The organism is Nocardia sp. CA-084685 (genome assembly GCF_050955785.1).
GTDB lineage: Bacteria > Actinomycetota > Actinomycetes > Mycobacteriales > Mycobacteriaceae > Nocardia.
In genome coordinates, this window is record NZ_CP192094.1 from 8,735,014 (window position 1) to 8,750,348 (window position 15,335).

16 protein-coding genes are annotated in these 15,335 nt (G+C 65.0%); 11 read left to right on the plus strand and 5 right to left on the minus strand.

Going from position 1 to position 15,335, the window contains the following annotated elements:
• Positions 1–37: 37 nt before the first annotated feature.
• Positions 38–1,663, plus strand: a complete 1,626-nt coding sequence (locus tag ACQP2U_RS38335) for a GMC oxidoreductase (protein WP_433712027.1) — start codon at positions 38–40, stop codon at positions 1,661–1,663.
• A 14-nt stretch (positions 1,664–1,677) separates the two neighbouring features.
• Here ACQP2U_RS38335 and ACQP2U_RS38340 read toward each other — a convergent pair whose 3' ends face one another.
• The 4 genes from ACQP2U_RS38340 to ACQP2U_RS38355 form a co-directional block, all read right to left on the minus strand.
• A complete protein-coding gene (locus ACQP2U_RS38340; protein ID WP_396958282.1) occupies positions 1,678–1,974 on the minus strand; it encodes a DUF2516 family protein in 297 nt (98 codons plus the stop codon).
• 72 nt (positions 1,975–2,046) lie between these two features.
• Positions 2,047–2,700 (minus strand): heparin-binding hemagglutinin, encoded by a 654-nt coding sequence (locus ACQP2U_RS38345; RefSeq protein ID WP_397033563.1) that lies wholly within the window; start codon positions 2,698–2,700, stop codon positions 2,047–2,049.
• Positions 2,697–3,197 (minus strand): helix-turn-helix domain-containing protein, encoded by a 501-nt coding sequence (locus ACQP2U_RS38350; RefSeq protein WP_433712028.1) that lies wholly within the window; start codon positions 3,195–3,197, stop codon positions 2,697–2,699. Before ACQP2U_RS38350 ends, ACQP2U_RS38345 begins: the two co-directional genes overlap by 4 nt.
• 104 nt (positions 3,198–3,301) lie before the next feature.
• The gene (locus ACQP2U_RS38355; RefSeq protein WP_433712030.1) at positions 3,302–4,702 is read right to left on the minus strand and encodes a DUF445 domain-containing protein; all 1,401 of its coding nucleotides are present in this window, start codon (positions 4,700–4,702) and stop codon (positions 3,302–3,304) included.
• Between the two features lie 235 nt (positions 4,703–4,937).
• Between ACQP2U_RS38355 and ACQP2U_RS38360 the strand changes: the two genes are divergently transcribed.
• From ACQP2U_RS38360 to ACQP2U_RS38405, 10 genes are all read left to right on the plus strand, one after another.
• Complete coding sequence (locus tag ACQP2U_RS38360; RefSeq protein WP_397034071.1) at positions 4,938–5,618, plus strand: TetR/AcrR family transcriptional regulator; 681 nt, start codon at positions 4,938–4,940, stop codon at positions 5,616–5,618.
• A 258-nt stretch (positions 5,619–5,876) separates the two neighbouring features.
• Entirely contained in the window at positions 5,877–7,316 is a 1,440-nt protein-coding gene (locus ACQP2U_RS38365) for an ABC1 kinase family protein (RefSeq protein ID WP_433712031.1), read from the plus strand.
• A gap of 30 nt (positions 7,317–7,346) precedes the next feature.
• A complete protein-coding gene (locus ACQP2U_RS38370) occupies positions 7,347–8,597 on the plus strand; it encodes a saccharopine dehydrogenase family protein (protein WP_433712032.1) in 1,251 nt (416 codons plus the stop codon).
• Between the two features lie 269 nt (positions 8,598–8,866).
• Positions 8,867–9,499, plus strand: a complete 633-nt coding sequence (locus ACQP2U_RS38375) for a class I SAM-dependent methyltransferase (RefSeq protein ID WP_433712033.1) — start codon at positions 8,867–8,869, stop codon at positions 9,497–9,499.
• A 132-nt stretch (positions 9,500–9,631) separates the two neighbouring features.
• Positions 9,632–10,051: a hypothetical protein gene (locus ACQP2U_RS38380; RefSeq protein WP_433712035.1), complete on the plus strand. Its 420-nt coding sequence runs from the start codon at positions 9,632–9,634 to the stop codon at positions 10,049–10,051.
• Positions 10,052–10,054: 3 nt separating this feature from the next.
• A complete protein-coding gene (locus ACQP2U_RS38385) occupies positions 10,055–10,714 on the plus strand; it encodes a hypothetical protein (RefSeq protein WP_433712036.1) in 660 nt (219 codons plus the stop codon).
• Positions 10,711–11,406: an ESX secretion-associated protein EspG gene (locus tag ACQP2U_RS38390; RefSeq protein ID WP_433712037.1), complete on the plus strand. Its 696-nt coding sequence runs from the start codon at positions 10,711–10,713 to the stop codon at positions 11,404–11,406. The genes ACQP2U_RS38385 and ACQP2U_RS38390 overlap by 4 nt, the downstream gene beginning before the upstream one ends.
• Positions 11,407–11,895: 489 nt before the next feature.
• Positions 11,896–12,741: a polyphosphate kinase 2 family protein gene (locus ACQP2U_RS38395; RefSeq protein ID WP_433712038.1), complete on the plus strand. Its 846-nt coding sequence runs from the start codon at positions 11,896–11,898 to the stop codon at positions 12,739–12,741.
• A 126-nt stretch (positions 12,742–12,867) separates the two neighbouring features.
• Positions 12,868–13,644 (plus strand): DsbA family protein, encoded by a 777-nt coding sequence (locus tag ACQP2U_RS38400; RefSeq protein ID WP_433712039.1) that lies wholly within the window; start codon positions 12,868–12,870, stop codon positions 13,642–13,644.
• Entirely contained in the window at positions 13,641–14,207 is a 567-nt protein-coding gene (locus ACQP2U_RS38405; RefSeq protein ID WP_433712040.1) for a vitamin K epoxide reductase family protein, read from the plus strand. Before ACQP2U_RS38400 ends, ACQP2U_RS38405 begins: the two co-directional genes overlap by 4 nt.
• Here ACQP2U_RS38405 and ACQP2U_RS38410 read toward each other — a convergent pair.
• Positions 14,204–15,322 carry a S1C family serine protease gene (locus ACQP2U_RS38410; protein ID WP_433712041.1) on the minus strand — a complete coding sequence of 373 codons (1,119 nt, stop codon included), beginning with the start codon at positions 15,320–15,322 and terminating at the stop codon, positions 14,204–14,206. The genes ACQP2U_RS38405 and ACQP2U_RS38410 overlap by 4 nt on opposite strands.
• Positions 15,323–15,335: the final 13 nt, after the last annotated feature.

Genomic DNA, 15,335 nt, shown 5'->3' on the forward strand with positions numbered 1-15,335 from the left:
GATATTGGGGCGGCTTCCTGATCAGCTGAGAGGCACCATGGACAGGCGCGGTTTCGTCAAGGGCGCTGCCCTGGCGGCGATGCTGAGCTTTGCTAGTGAAAGCACACTTGCGGCGTGGGCCGACGAATACAGCCCGAGCCCGAGATCCCCGATATACCGCACGCTGGTGCCGGAGATCTTCGCGCCGTTGCCGGATCCGGCCGATCATCTGCCCGCGATCGTCATCGGATCCGGATTCGGGGCCTCGATCACCGCGCTGCGCCTTGCGCAGTCCGGGATCCAGGTTGCGGTGCTCGAGCGGGGTTCGCGCTGGCCGAACGATCCGTGGCGCAACATCTTCGCGGTCGACACACTTCCGGATGGCCGCGGCTTCTGGCATCGCACCACCTTTACCGGCGTGAACAGGATTCCGGCGCAGATCGATCCGTTCGGCGGAGTTCTCGACGTTTCCAGTTACCCGGGCTTGGACGTATGGCGCGGTGCGTGTGTCGGCGGTGGCTCGGTGGTGTTCACCGGAGTGATGATCGAGCCAGAGCAGCGGTTCTTCGACTACGTGTTCCAGGGTGTGGTCGACTACCGCGAGATGCACCACGTCTACTACCCCAAAGCCCGAAATATGTTGCGGCTGAGTCCGATACCGAACGATATCTACAACTCCGTCGCGTTCGCCCACTCGCGCGGCTGGGACGAACAGTTCCGTGCGGCCGGCTATACACCGCAGCGCACCGACGGTAGTTGGAATTGGGACGTCATCCGCGACGAGCTGACCGGACGATCGTTGCCCTCGGCGACGATCGGCTGCTCGAATCTCGGCAATTCCAACGGCGCGAAGTTCGATCTGAACCAGAACTACCTGCGTTATGCCGAGGACACCGGCTGTGCCCGAATCTTTCCCGGCCATCGCGTGGACGCCATCGGCAAGGAAGCGGGAGCCTCGGGGCGCTATACCGTCGCCGTGACCAAACTCGCGCCCACCGGCGAGGTGCTCGGCATCCGCACGCTGACCTGCGACAAGCTGTTCCTCGGCGCGGGATCGGTCGGTACCGCCGAACTGCTGGTGCGCGCGCGGGCGACGGGCGCGCTGCCGAACCTGAACGAGCACATCGGCGAAGGCTGGGGCAGCAACGGGGATGTCGCATTGGCACGGCCCGCCAGCTCGTTCGAGATCGGTACGCAGGGCACGCCATCCGCGAGCCGGATTCTGGACGAGGCGGGCGCACCCGTGTCGCTGGAGAACTGGTTCGTCCCTGGCACGACGCCCTTCGACATCGGCATTGTCGCGTCGTTGGGCATAGTGCTCGACGACACCCGCGGCCGGTTCGTCTACAACCCGACCGATGGGAGCGTTGAACTGCAGTGGCCACCCGACGGCGCTGCCGGCTACCTCGCCCGAGCGCGGGAAGTCAACAACAAGGCGACCTGCGACTGCCCGTCCCTCGCACAACCGGCCTTGGAGGCAGACGCCTCATTCACCTCACATCCGTTGGGTGGAGCGGTGATCGGACGCGCAACGGATCAATACGGTCGGGTGCGTGGTTATCGAGGCCTGTATGTGATGGACGGCGCAGCTGTGCCGGGCAGCACCGGAACCGTGAACCCATCGTTGACGATCAGTGCGCTGGCCGAGCGCAATATCGATGAGATCATTCGTTCCGGAGAGTAGTCGGCGAACCGCTGTTACCAGCGCGGCCCGCGCTGAACCTCGTCCACCTTCGGCCGCACATCGGCCAGGTATACGCCGGTGGCGATAATCGACACCAGCGCAAGCAAACTCGTGACGCTCAGTGAGAGCAAGAGGAACAGCAGCGCCGCACCGAGGATCGCGATCCAGATCGGTTTGGTCAGCTTGTCCACTGCGGTGAAGGCGTCGGGGCGCTGACGGATGGCGTGGATGAGCGCGAAAATCGTCGCGCCGAGCGCCAAGAGCCGCAGCCCGTACAAGATCCAGCTGGCCAATCCGTGCGCTGTGTCCACCAGCCCATCATAGAAGCAACGACCCCGCACACGTCGCGTGTGCGGGGTCGTCAGCGTGGGAAGGTGCAGGCGTCAGGCCTTCTTGGGGGCTGCCTTCTTCGCCGGAGCCTTCTTGGCGGCGGGCGCCTTCTTGGCCGGAGCCTTCTTGGGGGCGGCGCCATTGGTTGCGGGCGCGGTCTCGGTGGTCACATCGACGACCTCGGCCTCGACGACCGGCTCGACATCGGCCGCGAGCTCTTCTTCCTTCGCCGGACGACCGATCAGCTCATTGACCTTGGTGAGGGCGTCCTCGGCGCGGCTGGCCGCATCCTTGTACAGTGTCTCGACGCGCTCGATCTGATCCTCGACCAGGTGGTTGGCGCGCAGCCGCTCGACGGTCTCCTCACCGCGCACGGCCAGGTCCGCGTACAGGTCGAGCACCTGGGTGTAGTACTTCTCGGCGAGCGCCTTGAGCTCCTCCGCGGTGAACTTCTCGCGCAGTTCGGCGAGGTCCTCCGGCAGCTCCGAAGGCAGTCCGGACAGCCGCTCGCGCAGCGTCTCGAACTGGGCCCGGACATCGGCGGGCACATTGGCGAACCGCTCGCGGGCCTCGTCGACGCGACCGCTGACATCGGCGCTGGCGGCGCGCTCACGCACCTGGCTGACGGCGTCGACAACCGCGGCGTACACGGCGTCACCGGCACCGACAGTTGCGAACAGTGGCTTGATGGTTGCGTTTTCGGTCATTCTTCGTTCTCCTGGCGTGGCGGAGTTGGTGGTGTGCTCGGAACGTCGCTGTCCCACTCGTTCCCCCCTGGTTCGCTTCCTCCGTTTTCCCGGCGAAACGATTCATAGATTTCCAGCAGCACCTGCTTCTGCCGCTCGCTGATCGACGTATCGGCAAGCAGGGCATCCCGGACCGGACTGTGCGGCCGTTGCTCGAGATAGCCAGCCCGTACGTACAACACCTCCGAAGAGACCCGCAGTGCCTTGGCGATCTGCGCGAGCACTTCGGCGGACGGATTGCGCAATCCGCGCTCGATCTGGCTGAGGTATGGATTGCTCACTCCCGCCAGGGTGGCGAGCTGACGCAACGAGACTTGCGCGGCTTCTCGCTGTGCCCTGATGAAACCTCCGATGTCGTGTGCCGCGTTGGCCACACGCGCCGCCTTTTCGCCGACGCCGCTGGATCTCTCCTGCGACTCGTCGGTGTACTCGGCGGAACCTTCGGGCTGGTCTGCCATCACTCACCTTCTGGCGGTTGTACGTTTCCGATTCTAAAGCAGGGTGCTAGCTATTGCAAGCACGCTGTAAGCACTCTTCCAGCAAACATTCAGCGGCGTTGCGGTCAGCCGCCGAACATCAATTGCGAAATCGTGTAGATCACCAGCCCTGCCAGCGATCCTACGACCGTGCCGTTGATGCGAATGAATTGCAGATCACGCCCAACCTGCAATTCGATCTTCTTGCTAGCTTCCTCGGCATCCCACCTGGCAACCGTATCCGTGACCAGAGTGGTGATCTCCCCCGCATAGTTTTCCACCAGATACCGCGCGCCGCGATCGATCCAATCGTCGACTTTGGCACGCATCTCGGCATCGTCACGCAGCCGCTCCCCGAGCTGCTGCACATTCTCGGCGACCTTGCGCCGCAGCGTGGAGTTCGGATCGTCGGCCGATTCCAGGATCAATCGCTTGGCCGCGCGCCACGTCGCCTCGGCCATGCCGGTGATCTCTTCGCGGCCCATGATCTGCGCTTTGATCCGCTCGGCCTTTTTGATCATGGCGTCGTCGTGCTGGAGGTCGAAGGCGAATTCCTCGAGGAACCGATTCGCCGCGAGCCGCACCTCGTGCTCCGGATTCGAGCGCACCTTCCAGGTGAACTCGACGAGTTCCCGATAGATCCTTTCTGAAAGCAGAATGTTTACGAATTTTGGAGCCCACTGCGGCGCGTCTCGCAAAACGATCCGATCGATCGTTTCCTGCGAACCGAGCGCCCACTGATGCGCGCGCTCGGCAAGCATGTCGAGCAGCGGCAACTGCCGATTGTCGGCAAGCAGTTCGGCAAGCACCCGACCGATCGGCGGACCCCACAGCGGTTCCGCGATCCGCTTGACGATGGTGTTGTCGATCACCTGCTCGACATCCTCGTCCCGCAGCACCCCGACCACCGCACGCAGAATGGTCGAACTCTCCTGCGCCACCCGGCCCGCATGTCCGGGATCGGCCATCCAGCGCCCGACCCGCCAGGAAACCTGCGCCGAATTCACCTTCGCCGAGACCACGTCCGGAGCAAGGAAGTTCGAACCGACGAAGGCACCGAGACTGGCGCCGAGCTGATCCTTCTTCCTCCTGATGATCGCGGTATGCGGGATCGGCAGGCCGAGTGGATGGCGGAAAAGCGCGGTCACGGCGAACCAGTCGGCGAGTGCGCCGACCATGCCCGCCTCGGATGCTGCCCGCAGGTAACCGACCCAATCATCGCCCGCCCCGCGTGATTCCAGCCAGCGGCAGAACAGATAGATCACCGTCGCGAACGCCAACAATCCGGTGGCCAGCGCCTTCATCTTGAACAGATCGCGGCGCTTGCCCGCCTCGTCGACGAAGGCCGCGAAACTCGTCGGTGCCGCGGGCGCATCCAGCACCGCCGCATCGGATCGGTGGCGTTCGCGGGGCCCTTCGTGGTTACGCTCCGCTACCGCCTCCTGGCCCGTCGCTCGCGCCGCCGTGTTGCCGGGAGCTTTCTCCATGACACCCATTCTGCTGTGTGTTACCGACCGACCCCTCGGGGCGATCTCGAGCGACACGCAACCGACGCCGAATGGCCCGATTATGTGCAACCTGTCGCAACCGACACCCAAACGCGCATGTGGGTCGTTGCCTGGACCTAAGCTGGTGGTCCACGAACCCATACAAACGAGGGAGCTCACGCTGTCCACCGATGACCTTGTCGATGTCGGCGAGCTTGCCGAACGACCGGCGGCGGTGCGCACCGGCCGGACGGACGGCCGCAAGCGCCGATGGCGGCAGCACAAGATCGACCGCCGCGAAGAGCTGGTCGATGGCACCCTCGCGGCTATTCGCACGCGCGGCAGCAATGCGGGCATGGACGAGATCGCCGCGGAGATCGGCGTCTCCAAAACCGTGCTCTACCGTTACTTCTCGGATAAGAACGACTTGGTCCACGCGACCATGCAGCGATTCATCGAGACCACCCTGATGCCGCGGGTATACGAGGCGATCAGCCTCGACGCGGACGAGTACCACCTGGTCCGTTCGGCCCTGGCCGCCTACGTCGGCACGGTCGACGAGGACCCGGAGGTCTACCGGTTCATCATGGGCAACGGCTCGACCGATCAGTCCTCGCTTGCCGAATTCGAGAAGCTCTTCGCCGAAGTCGTCACCACGGTCATCATCGATCGCGGCGCCGAGCACGGCTTCGAAACCGAGGGTGCGCTGCTGTGGTCATACGTGCTGGTCGGCGGCATCCAGTTGGCGACGCACTGGTGGACCACCGATAAGGCGATGGGGCGCGAGGAAGTCATCGACTATCTGACCATGATGGCATGGAGCGCCATCGAGGGCATGGCCCGCGCGGGCGGCTCCCGGGAGATCTTCAACGCCCAGCCGCACATCCTGCCTACCCCTCCGCAGGCCGGCGCCTGAGCGCTAGCTCGTGGGCGCCGAGGCGATCAATCGCCCGACTTCACGCGCTAACAGGCCGCTAGCTGGGCCGCTAGCTGAAATAGTGACGGCGGTCTCGACATTGCCGCGAGGTTGGCTACTCTGAAGCCCAGCGGTACGCGGGTGTCCCACGTCACCACGCTCCGCCGGATGGCGGTCCGCGCGGGTCACTACGTGGTTACGCAAGCTACCGCCTGCGCGCCCGGCGCGCCGACCGCTGGCACCAATGGAGGTACCTCGATGGCGAAGCAAGTGCCGACTTCTCGGCTTGCTCGTGGCACCAAGCTGGGTGCGGTGGCAGCCAGTTCGGTAATCCGAACCCAGCGCACACGCCTATCGATGCGGGGCAGATCCGAGGCAGTACGGGCAAAGATGGCCGAGGAGTCCATGATCCGCACTACCGAGCAGGTGGTCACGGTCCTCGGGACCATGAAGGGCGTGGCCATGAAGCTCGGCCAGATGATGTCGGTGCTCGATTTGGATCTGGTGCCCGAGAGCCATCGCGAACGCTTCCAGAAACGACTCGCCGTGCTGCGCAATGCCGCGCCGACGGTGTCGTTCGAATCGATGCGACAGGTGATCGAGGAGGACTTCGGGCAGCGCCTGGACGCGGTATTCGCCGAATTCCAGCCGGAGCCCATTGCGGCAGCCTCGATCGGGCAGGTGTACCTGGGGCGGCTGCACGACGGACGTCAGGTCGCGGTGAAGGTGCAGTACCCGGGCATCGATGCGGCGGTCCGCGCCGATCTCAAGAATCTGGCCATGTTCCGGCGCGTACTGCAATCGGCGATGCCGTGGGTGACGCCCGCGGTACTCGATGAGTTGCGGCTGAATATGGAGAGCGAACTCGACTATCACGCCGAGGCCGATACCCAACTCCAGATCGCCGAACTCTACGCCGGACATCCGTTCATCATGGTGCCGCGCTCACTGCCTGAACTCAGTACCACGCGGGTGCTGGTCAGTGAATATGTGGCGGGCAGGGGATTCGAGGAGATCCGTCGGCTGCCCGCGGCCGAACGCAATCGGATGGGCGAGATCATCTATCGCTTCTATATCGGTTCGCTGTTCAGCTTCAACGAATTCTGCGGTGACCCGCATCCGGGAAATGTGTTGCTGGCCGACGACGGTCGGGTCGGCTTCCTCGATTTCGGCCTGTTCAACCGGATGGATGCCGAACATGTGCGGTTCGAGACGATCTGTCTGCGCGCGGCGGCCGAGGATCGGGCAGAAGACCTGCGGCAGTTGATGATCCAGCGCGGTGTGATCGATTCGCCGGATGAGATCGGTGCCGAAGAATGCCTGGAGTATGTGCTCTCCGCCTCGGAATGGTGTCTGCTCGACGAGGAACTGACCATTACCCCGGAGCTGGCCAGTGGTGCGTTTCTGCTCGCAGTAGATCCGCGGGCCAGTGAATTCGCCGGGATGAAGCAACAGAATCTGCCGCCGGAGCACCTGTTCTCCCGGCGCGCCGACTTCCTCACCTTCGGCATGCTCGGCCAGCTCGAATGCACCGCGAACTGGCACAAGATCGCCCGCGAATGGCTCTACGGCGAGGAGCCGGTCACCGATTTGGGTAAGGCGCATCGGGAGTGGTTGATCGAGCGCAAGCCGACCCCAACCAAGAAACCGCGGGCTCGGGCGAAGAAACCGAGCACGCCTGGCTCCGGCACCAAATAGTCCATCACCGCAGCTATCGAACGGAAGACCATGGCAGACAATCGAGAATTCGACCTAGTGCTGTTCGGCGCAACGGGTTTCGTCGGCAAGCTCACCGCGGAATACCTGCTCGGCGCGGCGCCCGCCGAGGCGCGCATCGCATTGGCGGGTCGCTCGCTCGACAAATTGACCACGGTCCGCGCCGAACTCGGCCCAGCCGCCGCGAATTGGGGTCTGGTGGTCGCCGACTCGACCGACCAGGCCGCGCTCGACGAACTGGCCGCACGCACCACTGTCGTGGTGACCACGGTCGGCCCGTACCTGCGCTACGGCCTGCCGCTGGTCGCCGCGTGCGCCAAGGCCGGGACCCACTACGCCGACCTCACCGGTGAACCGCTGTTCATCCGGGACGCGATCGACCAGTATCACGAGCAGGCCGTGCAGACCGGCGCGAAGATCGTGAATTCCTGTGGCTACGACTCGATTCCGTCGGATCTGAGCGTGTACCAGCTCTACAAGCGCACGGTCGCGGACAATACCGGCGAGCTCGAGGACACCACGCTGATCGCATCGCTGAAGGGCGGGGTGAGCGGCGGCACCATCGACTCGGGCCGGGCCATGATGGAGGCCATCGCGGCCGATCCGGCCAAGGGTTCGGTGATGAGCCACCCGTACTCACTCAGCCCGGATAAGTCGATGGAACCCGATGTCGGCCGTCAGACCGATCAGGCGCTGCAGCGGGCCAGCACCATCGACCCCAGCCTGGACGGGTGGGTCGGCACCTTCGTCATGGCCGCGCACAACACCAAGATCGTGCGTCGCACCAATGGCCTGCTCGGCTGGGTCTACGGCAAGAATTTCCGCTACCGCGAGGTGATGAACGCGGGTAAGTCGGCAACGGCACCGCTGGTGGCCGCCGGTATGGCGGGCGGCATCGTGGCGACGATGGCCGCTGGCGCGCTGCTGTCTCGGATCTCGGTGGGGCGCAAGCTGCTCGACCGGATCGTGCCCAAGCCCGGCACGGGACCGAGCGAACAGGCACGCACCAGTGGCTGGTTCACCATGAAGACCTACGCGCGCACATCTTCGGGCGCGAAATACGTGGCGACCTTCTCCGGTACCGGCGATCCCGGTTACCAGGCCACGGCCGTCATGCTCGGACAGGCCGGACTGTGCCTGGCATTCGACGCTGCGAAGCAGCCCGAATTGGCGGGCATCCTCACCCCCGCGTCCGCGATGGGCGATGCGCTCACCGACCGGTTGCGCGCCGCGGGCATGACCATCGAGGTCGAGCGCACGTAGCGACCACACGGCGGCGTCCATCCGGCCGCCGCCCTACCTACCTACCTACCTACCTACCTACCTACCTACCTACCTACCTTCCGCACGCACGCCGCAGACCTTTTGCAGTCCTCGCACATCGACTCTCCGCGCGACACACCGCATCAGGAACACGAAGCTCTGCGAGACCTAGTGCTCGACGTGGTCGGAACTCCGCAATGATGAGGAGCGCGAATGAGTTGGCCAATTGGAGGAGTCGGGCGGGGTTCCGAGGTAGCGAGGACGGTGTGGTGAACCTCGCTCGACGCACGATGAACGCCCCCGCGCTCGCTGCGATCTACGAAAAGGCTTGGCGGCCCGCATTGTTCTACCTGGCCAGTGGGCGCACCACTTCCGCGGACCGCCGTGACGCCATCACCACGTTGCGACTCGGCGGATCCAAGAAGGTGCTCGATATCGCTTGCGGCCCAGGCAACTTCACTCGCTATCTGAGTAATGCCCTCGATGGCGACGGCTATGCCATCGGTCTCGACTACTCCGAACCGATGCTGGCCCGAGCCGTCAGCGATAACGCGGGCCCGCGCGTCGGCTATCTTCGCGGCGACGCGCGCACCCTGCCCTTCGCCGAGGGCACCTTCGACGCTGTCTGCTGCTTCGGCGCGCTCTACCTGATTCCGGACCCGATCGCGGCGACCCGCGAAATGATCCGCGTACTCGCCCCTGGTGGCCGTATCGCCATCACCACAAGTCACCGTGGCGACAATCCGTTCGGCCACGCGAGCAGGGTCGTCGGCGGGTGGAGCGGTCTGCGCGTGTTCGATGACGAAACCTTCCCGAAGCTGTTCGCCGAAGCGGGGCTGATCGATATAGATCAACAGGTCCATCGCCTCCTGCAGTACATCAGCGCCACTCGGCCGCTCTAGTCCCCACACTGTCGTGCGCCACATCACATCGGCGCGACGTCGTGGACGAGCACAAGCGGCTTACACCGGTGGGAGCCGAACGGTAAAGTTCCCGCAAGCGGTGGGTGGACCGAACGTGAGGGGGCGACCCAGATGGCGGTACCGGATACCGGTCAGCGGATGGCCAGACAGTTGTATGCGGCCGCCACCGGAACCAGCGGCGGCGAACCCTTCGAATTAGCCGAGGATGTCGCCGAAAACCTGGCCGCCGCCTGCGACAAGCTCGTCGATGATCTGCAAAAGGCCACGGCCACCGGACATCTCGTCACCGAGGTAACCGGATTTCCCAACCTACCGACGGGCCACCGCCTGGCAAAAGGCTTCGGCGACAAGGGCACTCAATTCCTCGACACCGTCACCGCATTCCAGGAAACCGCCCTGCTGTACAAGGCCGCCTATCTGGCCGCGGGTAAACGTTTCGAGGATGCCGAGGCCGCCAACCGCGCCGCGCTACAGTTGATCACCAACTACCTGGAGTCGCCGCGCGACGAACAGGCCGACGGAAACCGCTGAGCCATGGCCGATTCCGTCACCAGGGCAGCCGCGGATGCCATCCGGGTCCAGCAGCGTGCCGTCGCCGCCTCCGCCGGATCGGCAAGCGGCGGAACCGATCCCCCGTATGCACCTGAGCGCGAATTATTCGGCGCCTACACGCACCAGGAGATCTGGGATCTGGTGCACGAGGTCATCGATCCAGCCGCCCTCGGCCGGGTCGCCGATGCCTGGCGCGCCAATGCCACCGCGGTCGCGGAGGCATTCCAGGCCTTTTCCGATGCCACCAATCGCGAATTCGCGCACTGGTCAGGCCGTTCCGCCGATGCCGCACTGCGCGCAACCCGCGAATTCGTCCGTGCTGGTACCGAGGCGCAGGATATCTGCCGCGCGGTACAGCGCCTGATGGAGCTCAATTCCGATGCGGCACAGACCATCCGAGCGGCAATTCCGCCGCCGCCGCAGTATCGTGCTCTGGAAGATCCGGCCGCCGAGGCGATCCACGGCGGACAACGCAGGATGGACCACGATATGGCCGCTGCTACGGCGCAGGCCGATGTCCAGGACACGATGACCTATGTCTACACCCCGATCATGCCCGCATCCGGCGACCGTGTCCCCCGATTCACCCCACCGCCCGATGGGCCACAGATCGCGCGGGCCGATGCCGGGGGCGCACGGTGAAATGGGTATTCACCCTGGACGAATTCACACATGTCTGGGAGAACGAAACGAGTCTGGACCGCCGCCCGTACCCGGTCAATCTGGCGCCCGCCGCCACCGTCCGCACCGAATCCGAATACGCTGCACTGCGACTACCCCAGCGCTTCGCCCGCCAGGCCGATGCCGATCTGGCCGCGGCGCTCATGCTGTGCGCACGCACCGACGCCACTACCATCACCGTCTCCGGTGAGTCGGGGGCCAAGCGGATCCTTGTTTTCGCCGCGGTGGTGCACAACCACGCGGGCATTCTGATCGCCGACATCGACAAGGTGACGGTGCGCATGTCCCATGCCCGCAACCTCGGCAAAATTCTGGTCGACATCATCGGCTCGACCCAGCCGGGCAAACTGGCGCCCATGGGGGAGCCGCAGGACGCGGTGCTGAATTCCGACGAAGGCGACAGCGCGACCAACGGCCATCGCCGTGCGGCTCGGTTCCGCCAGACCCTACGAAAACCGGTGGACGGTCGCGGCTTCATCACCGTAACCGTGGAACCGGAAAACCCGATGTCGCCGCCCACCCGCCACCGCAGCTGGCTCGATTTCACCGGCGACGGACGCTATCTGCTCACCACCTCGCACGAACTGACCCTGACCCCGGTCACCGACGAGGAATTCGCCGACCAACTGCTCCGCCTAGCCCAGATCCGCTGACCCCGCCGCCAGGCAGTGGCGGTCGCAGCATCCGCGCCCCCAACGGAGCGAGCCCTACGAGCGAGGAATTCGCGGCTCCGTCTCGCGTCCGAGCCGTCGAAGCGCATGCGACACAGGCACGGAACTCACCCTTCCCACATGCGCGCACAAGTGCCGAACGCCCCGCCAAACCCAACCACCACGGAGCGAGTCTTACGAGCGACCGTTCGCGGCCCGTCTCGCTTCCGAGCCGTCGTAGTGCATGCGCCCGCAAGGCGCGGGATTCACCCTTCCCGCATGCGCGCACCAAGTGCCGAACGCCCCCGCCACCCCCAACCACCACGGAGCGAGTCTTACGAGCGACCGTTCGCGGCCCGTCTCGCGTCCGAGTCGTCGAAGCGCATGCGACGAAGTCGCCAGTCTCGACGGCTCGGACGCGAGACACAGGGGGCCGCGAACCCGCGGCGCCGCAGGCGCCGCAATCAGACACAGCCACATTAAGATATATCGATGGCGAAGAAATGGTCTCTGCCAGCCGTCGAGGCCCTGCGGGCCGATGGCTTGCGCATCGCTGATCTCGACACCTCCGGTACGCCCGGATTCGAAGGTGACAAGAGGCAGGGCCAGAAGTTGCTCGCCGAACGCACCGCGGTGCTGTCGGATCTGCAGGAAAAGCTTTATGCCAACGGCCGTTCCGGCGATACCCGTAACGTGCTGCTGGTGCTGCAGGGGATGGATACCGCGGGCAAGGGCGGTATCGTCCGCCACGTCATCGGTTCGGTGGATCCGCAGGGCGTCGACCATGCCTCCTTCGGCGTCCCGACGGAGGAGGAGAAGAGCAACCACTTCCTGTGGCGCATCCGCAAGGCACTGCCGCGTGCCGGTCAACTCGGTGTCTTCGACCGGTCGCATTATGAGGATGTGCTGGTCGTGCGGGTGCACGATCTGGTGCCGCCGCAGGTCTGGGAGCCGCGCTATGACGAGATCAACGTCTTCGAGCGGGAACTGGTCGACCAGGGCACCACATTGGTGAAGGTCGCCATGTTCGTCTCGCTCGACGAGCAGAAGAAACGGCTGCGCGAACGGCTGAATCGCCCGGACAAATACTGGAAGTTCAATCCCGCAGATATCGATGAACGCAGTTACTGGCCCGCCTATCAGGAGGCCTACCAGGTGGTGCTGGACCGCACCTCGACCGACCACGCCCCATGGCATGTGATTCCGGCCGATCACAAGTGGTTCACCCGTCTCGCGGTCACCGAACTGCTCATCGATGCGCTGGAGGGGCTGAAACTCGACTGGCCACCGGCCCAATTCGACGTCGAGGAGCAGCAGCGTCGCCTCACGCGAGCCTGACCAAGGTTCCTCTCAGGTTGAGCACGGATGATGTGGCCGTGCCCGTCCACGCCCCGGGGGTGTTCCGGATCTACCATCGTGGCGGCAGGAAACCGGCAGGCAAGCGAAAGGCGTGGTGAACGCACGGTGAGCAAAAAACCGGGTGGTAAAACGAATCCGCTCGCGGCGGCGGAGCGCGCCGACCGCAACCGCAAGATCCTCATCCAGGTGGGCGTGGCCGTCGTGCTTGTCGGGCTCATCGCGGCGATCGGCATCGGTATCGCGGTGAAGAATGCCGACAAGAACGATCTCGGTGCCACCCCGTCCATCGCCGCCGCCGCGAGCCAGCTGCCCAATGGGGCCGCCGCGACCATCACCGATAATGGCGCGGTCCGCATCGGCAAGCCGGACGCGAAGGTGACCGTCCGTGTCGTCGCCGACCTGCAGTGCCCGGCCTGCAAGGCATTCGAAGCCGCCAATGCCCAGGTCATCAAGGATGCCGTCGACAAGGGCACGGCCATCGTCGAATACAACATTATTTCGTTCCTGGACAAGGCCTCCACTACGAAGTACTCCTCGCGCGCGGCCAATGCGGCCTACTGCGTCGCCGAGGCGGATCCGTCGAAGTACCTCGGCTGGTTGTCCACCATGTTCGAGCAGCAGCCCGCCGAGGGCAGCGCGGGTCTGAGCGATGACCAGCTGATCACCATCGCGAAGGGCGTCGGCCTTCCCGATTCGGTCGGGCAGTGCATCAAGGACAACAGCTACAACAAGTACATCGGGGCCAAGACCAAGGACATGCTGACCAGCGGAATCCAATCCACCCCGACGGTCTTCGTCAATGGCAAGCAGCTGCAGTCCAGCCAGGAACTGATGGTCCCCGGCGGCCTCGCACCCGCGATCGCCGCCGCCGCGGGCCAGTGAACACCGCGACATCCAGGGCCGCCTGGGTACTGCTGATCGGCGGGCTGGCCGGGTGGCTCGCCTCGGTCACGTTGACCATCGAGCGGTTCAAGCTGTTCACCGATCCGAGCTACCGGCCCTCGTGCAGCATCAACCCGATTTTGTCCTGCGGCAGCGTAATGACCACCGAACAGGCCGCCAGATTCGGATTTCCCAATCCGATCATCGGCATCGTCGGCTTCTCGGTGGTCGTCACACTCGCGGTGCTCGCTGTCGCCAATGTGCGCTTTCCGCGCTGGATCTGGGTCGGGCTGTGGGTGGGGACCGTGCTCGGCACGGTCTTCATCTGCTGGCTGATCTTCCAGAGCCTGTACCGGATCGGCGCGCTGTGTCCGTACTGCATGGTGGTGTGGGCGATCATCACGCCGCTGCTTGCGGTGGCCACCGAGCAGGTGTGGGCGGGTGCGCGCGGGCCGATGCGGATCGTCGTCGAGTGGCGTTGGACCTTCGTCGCGGTGTTCTACGCGGTGGTGCTGCTGCTGATCTTCCTGAAGTTCCAGGATTACTGGCTGTCGCTGGTCTAGTTCGGTGTGCCCAGCGCGAGCACGACGGTGACTGTGCGCTGCATTCCGCCGACACCGAGGACACCCAGTCGCACGGTGTCGTCGGGTTTGTGCACATTGATCGCGGCTCGCAATGCCGTCGCGGTGGTGATGTCACGGCCGTCGATCGAGGTGATCACATCGCCATCGACGAGCCCGGCGGTGTAGGCCGGTAATCCGTACAGTGCGACATCGACTCGTGCCCCGCTCGGTTTCGCATCGGAGATCAATACGCCGAGCGTCGCGGTCGGCCCGATGTGCACGGTTTCGGTGGGCGTGCCGGAACGAATCTGGCCGACCACCCGCATCGCGGTGTCGATCGGCACCGCATAGCCGTTGGGCGTGCGCCCGACCTCGCGTGCGGTCTCGCCCGATGCGGCGGTGATCACGCCGACCACCGTGCCACCGGGATCGGCGAGCGCACCGCCGGACTGCCCCGCAGTGACCGGCGCCGCGATCTCCACCATTCCGGTCAGCGCTTTGCGGGTCAGATCGGAGGAATTGAGGGCGACGATCGAGCTGTTCAGATCGGTGATATTGCCCTGGATCGAGGTCGGCGTCCCGCCCGCACCGCCCGCATTGCCGATGGCGAGCACATCCTCGTGCACACGCAATTCGGCGGAGCGGCCGATGCGCGCGATCGTCAGATCGGCGGCGCCGGTGAGTTCGAGCAGCGCGATATCGGCGCCGGCGTCGTAGCCGAGCACCTTCGCGTCGTAGACGGCGCCGTTGCCGACATCGGTGACCGTCACGGTTTCGGCGCCCTTGACCACATGGTGACTGGTCAGCACCTGCCCGTCGGTGGTGAGCACGATCCCGGATCCGGCCGCGCCGAGTCCGAACGGCCGCGAGGACGTGCTGATATTCACCAGTGCCGGTTCCACGGCCTGGGCGACCGCCATCGGATCCAGCGGTGGCAGTGGCTCGAGCAGGGCGGGCTGGAAGTTGTCCGCACCCGAGGGCGACGACCAGTCGGGCAGTTCACCGCGGAAGCCGAAGAATGCGGCGACGGCGAGCAGGATGGCCGCGAACAGGGCCAACGCTCGCCCGCCACCGCCTCGCTGCTCCTCGGGCATGCGGTGCCGCTCGTCGTCCATGCCGCTCTCCCGC

Coding starts and splice junctions, on each gene's coding strand:
- ACQP2U_RS38350 (WP_433712028.1), bottom strand. CDS start 3,197: ATGGCAGACCAGCCCGAAGGTTCCGCCGAGTACACCGACGAGTCGCAG.
- ACQP2U_RS38345 (WP_397033563.1), bottom strand. CDS start 2,700: ATGACCGAAAACGCAACCATCAAGCCACTGTTCGCAACTGTCGGTGCC.
- ACQP2U_RS38355 (WP_433712030.1), bottom strand. CDS start 4,702: ATGGAGAAAGCTCCCGGCAACACGGCGGCGCGAGCGACGGGCCAGGAG.
- ACQP2U_RS38365 (WP_433712031.1), top strand. CDS start 5,877: ATGGCGAAGCAAGTGCCGACTTCTCGGCTTGCTCGTGGCACCAAGCTG.
- ACQP2U_RS38370 (WP_433712032.1), top strand. CDS start 7,347: ATGGCAGACAATCGAGAATTCGACCTAGTGCTGTTCGGCGCAACGGGT.
- ACQP2U_RS38335 (WP_433712027.1), top strand. CDS start 38: ATGGACAGGCGCGGTTTCGTCAAGGGCGCTGCCCTGGCGGCGATGCTG.
- ACQP2U_RS38380 (WP_433712035.1), top strand. CDS start 9,632: ATGGCGGTACCGGATACCGGTCAGCGGATGGCCAGACAGTTGTATGCG.
- ACQP2U_RS38410 (WP_433712041.1), bottom strand. CDS start 15,322: ATGGACGACGAGCGGCACCGCATGCCCGAGGAGCAGCGAGGCGGTGGC.
- ACQP2U_RS38395 (WP_433712038.1), top strand. CDS start 11,896: ATGGCGAAGAAATGGTCTCTGCCAGCCGTCGAGGCCCTGCGGGCCGAT.
- ACQP2U_RS38385 (WP_433712036.1), top strand. CDS start 10,055: ATGGCCGATTCCGTCACCAGGGCAGCCGCGGATGCCATCCGGGTCCAG.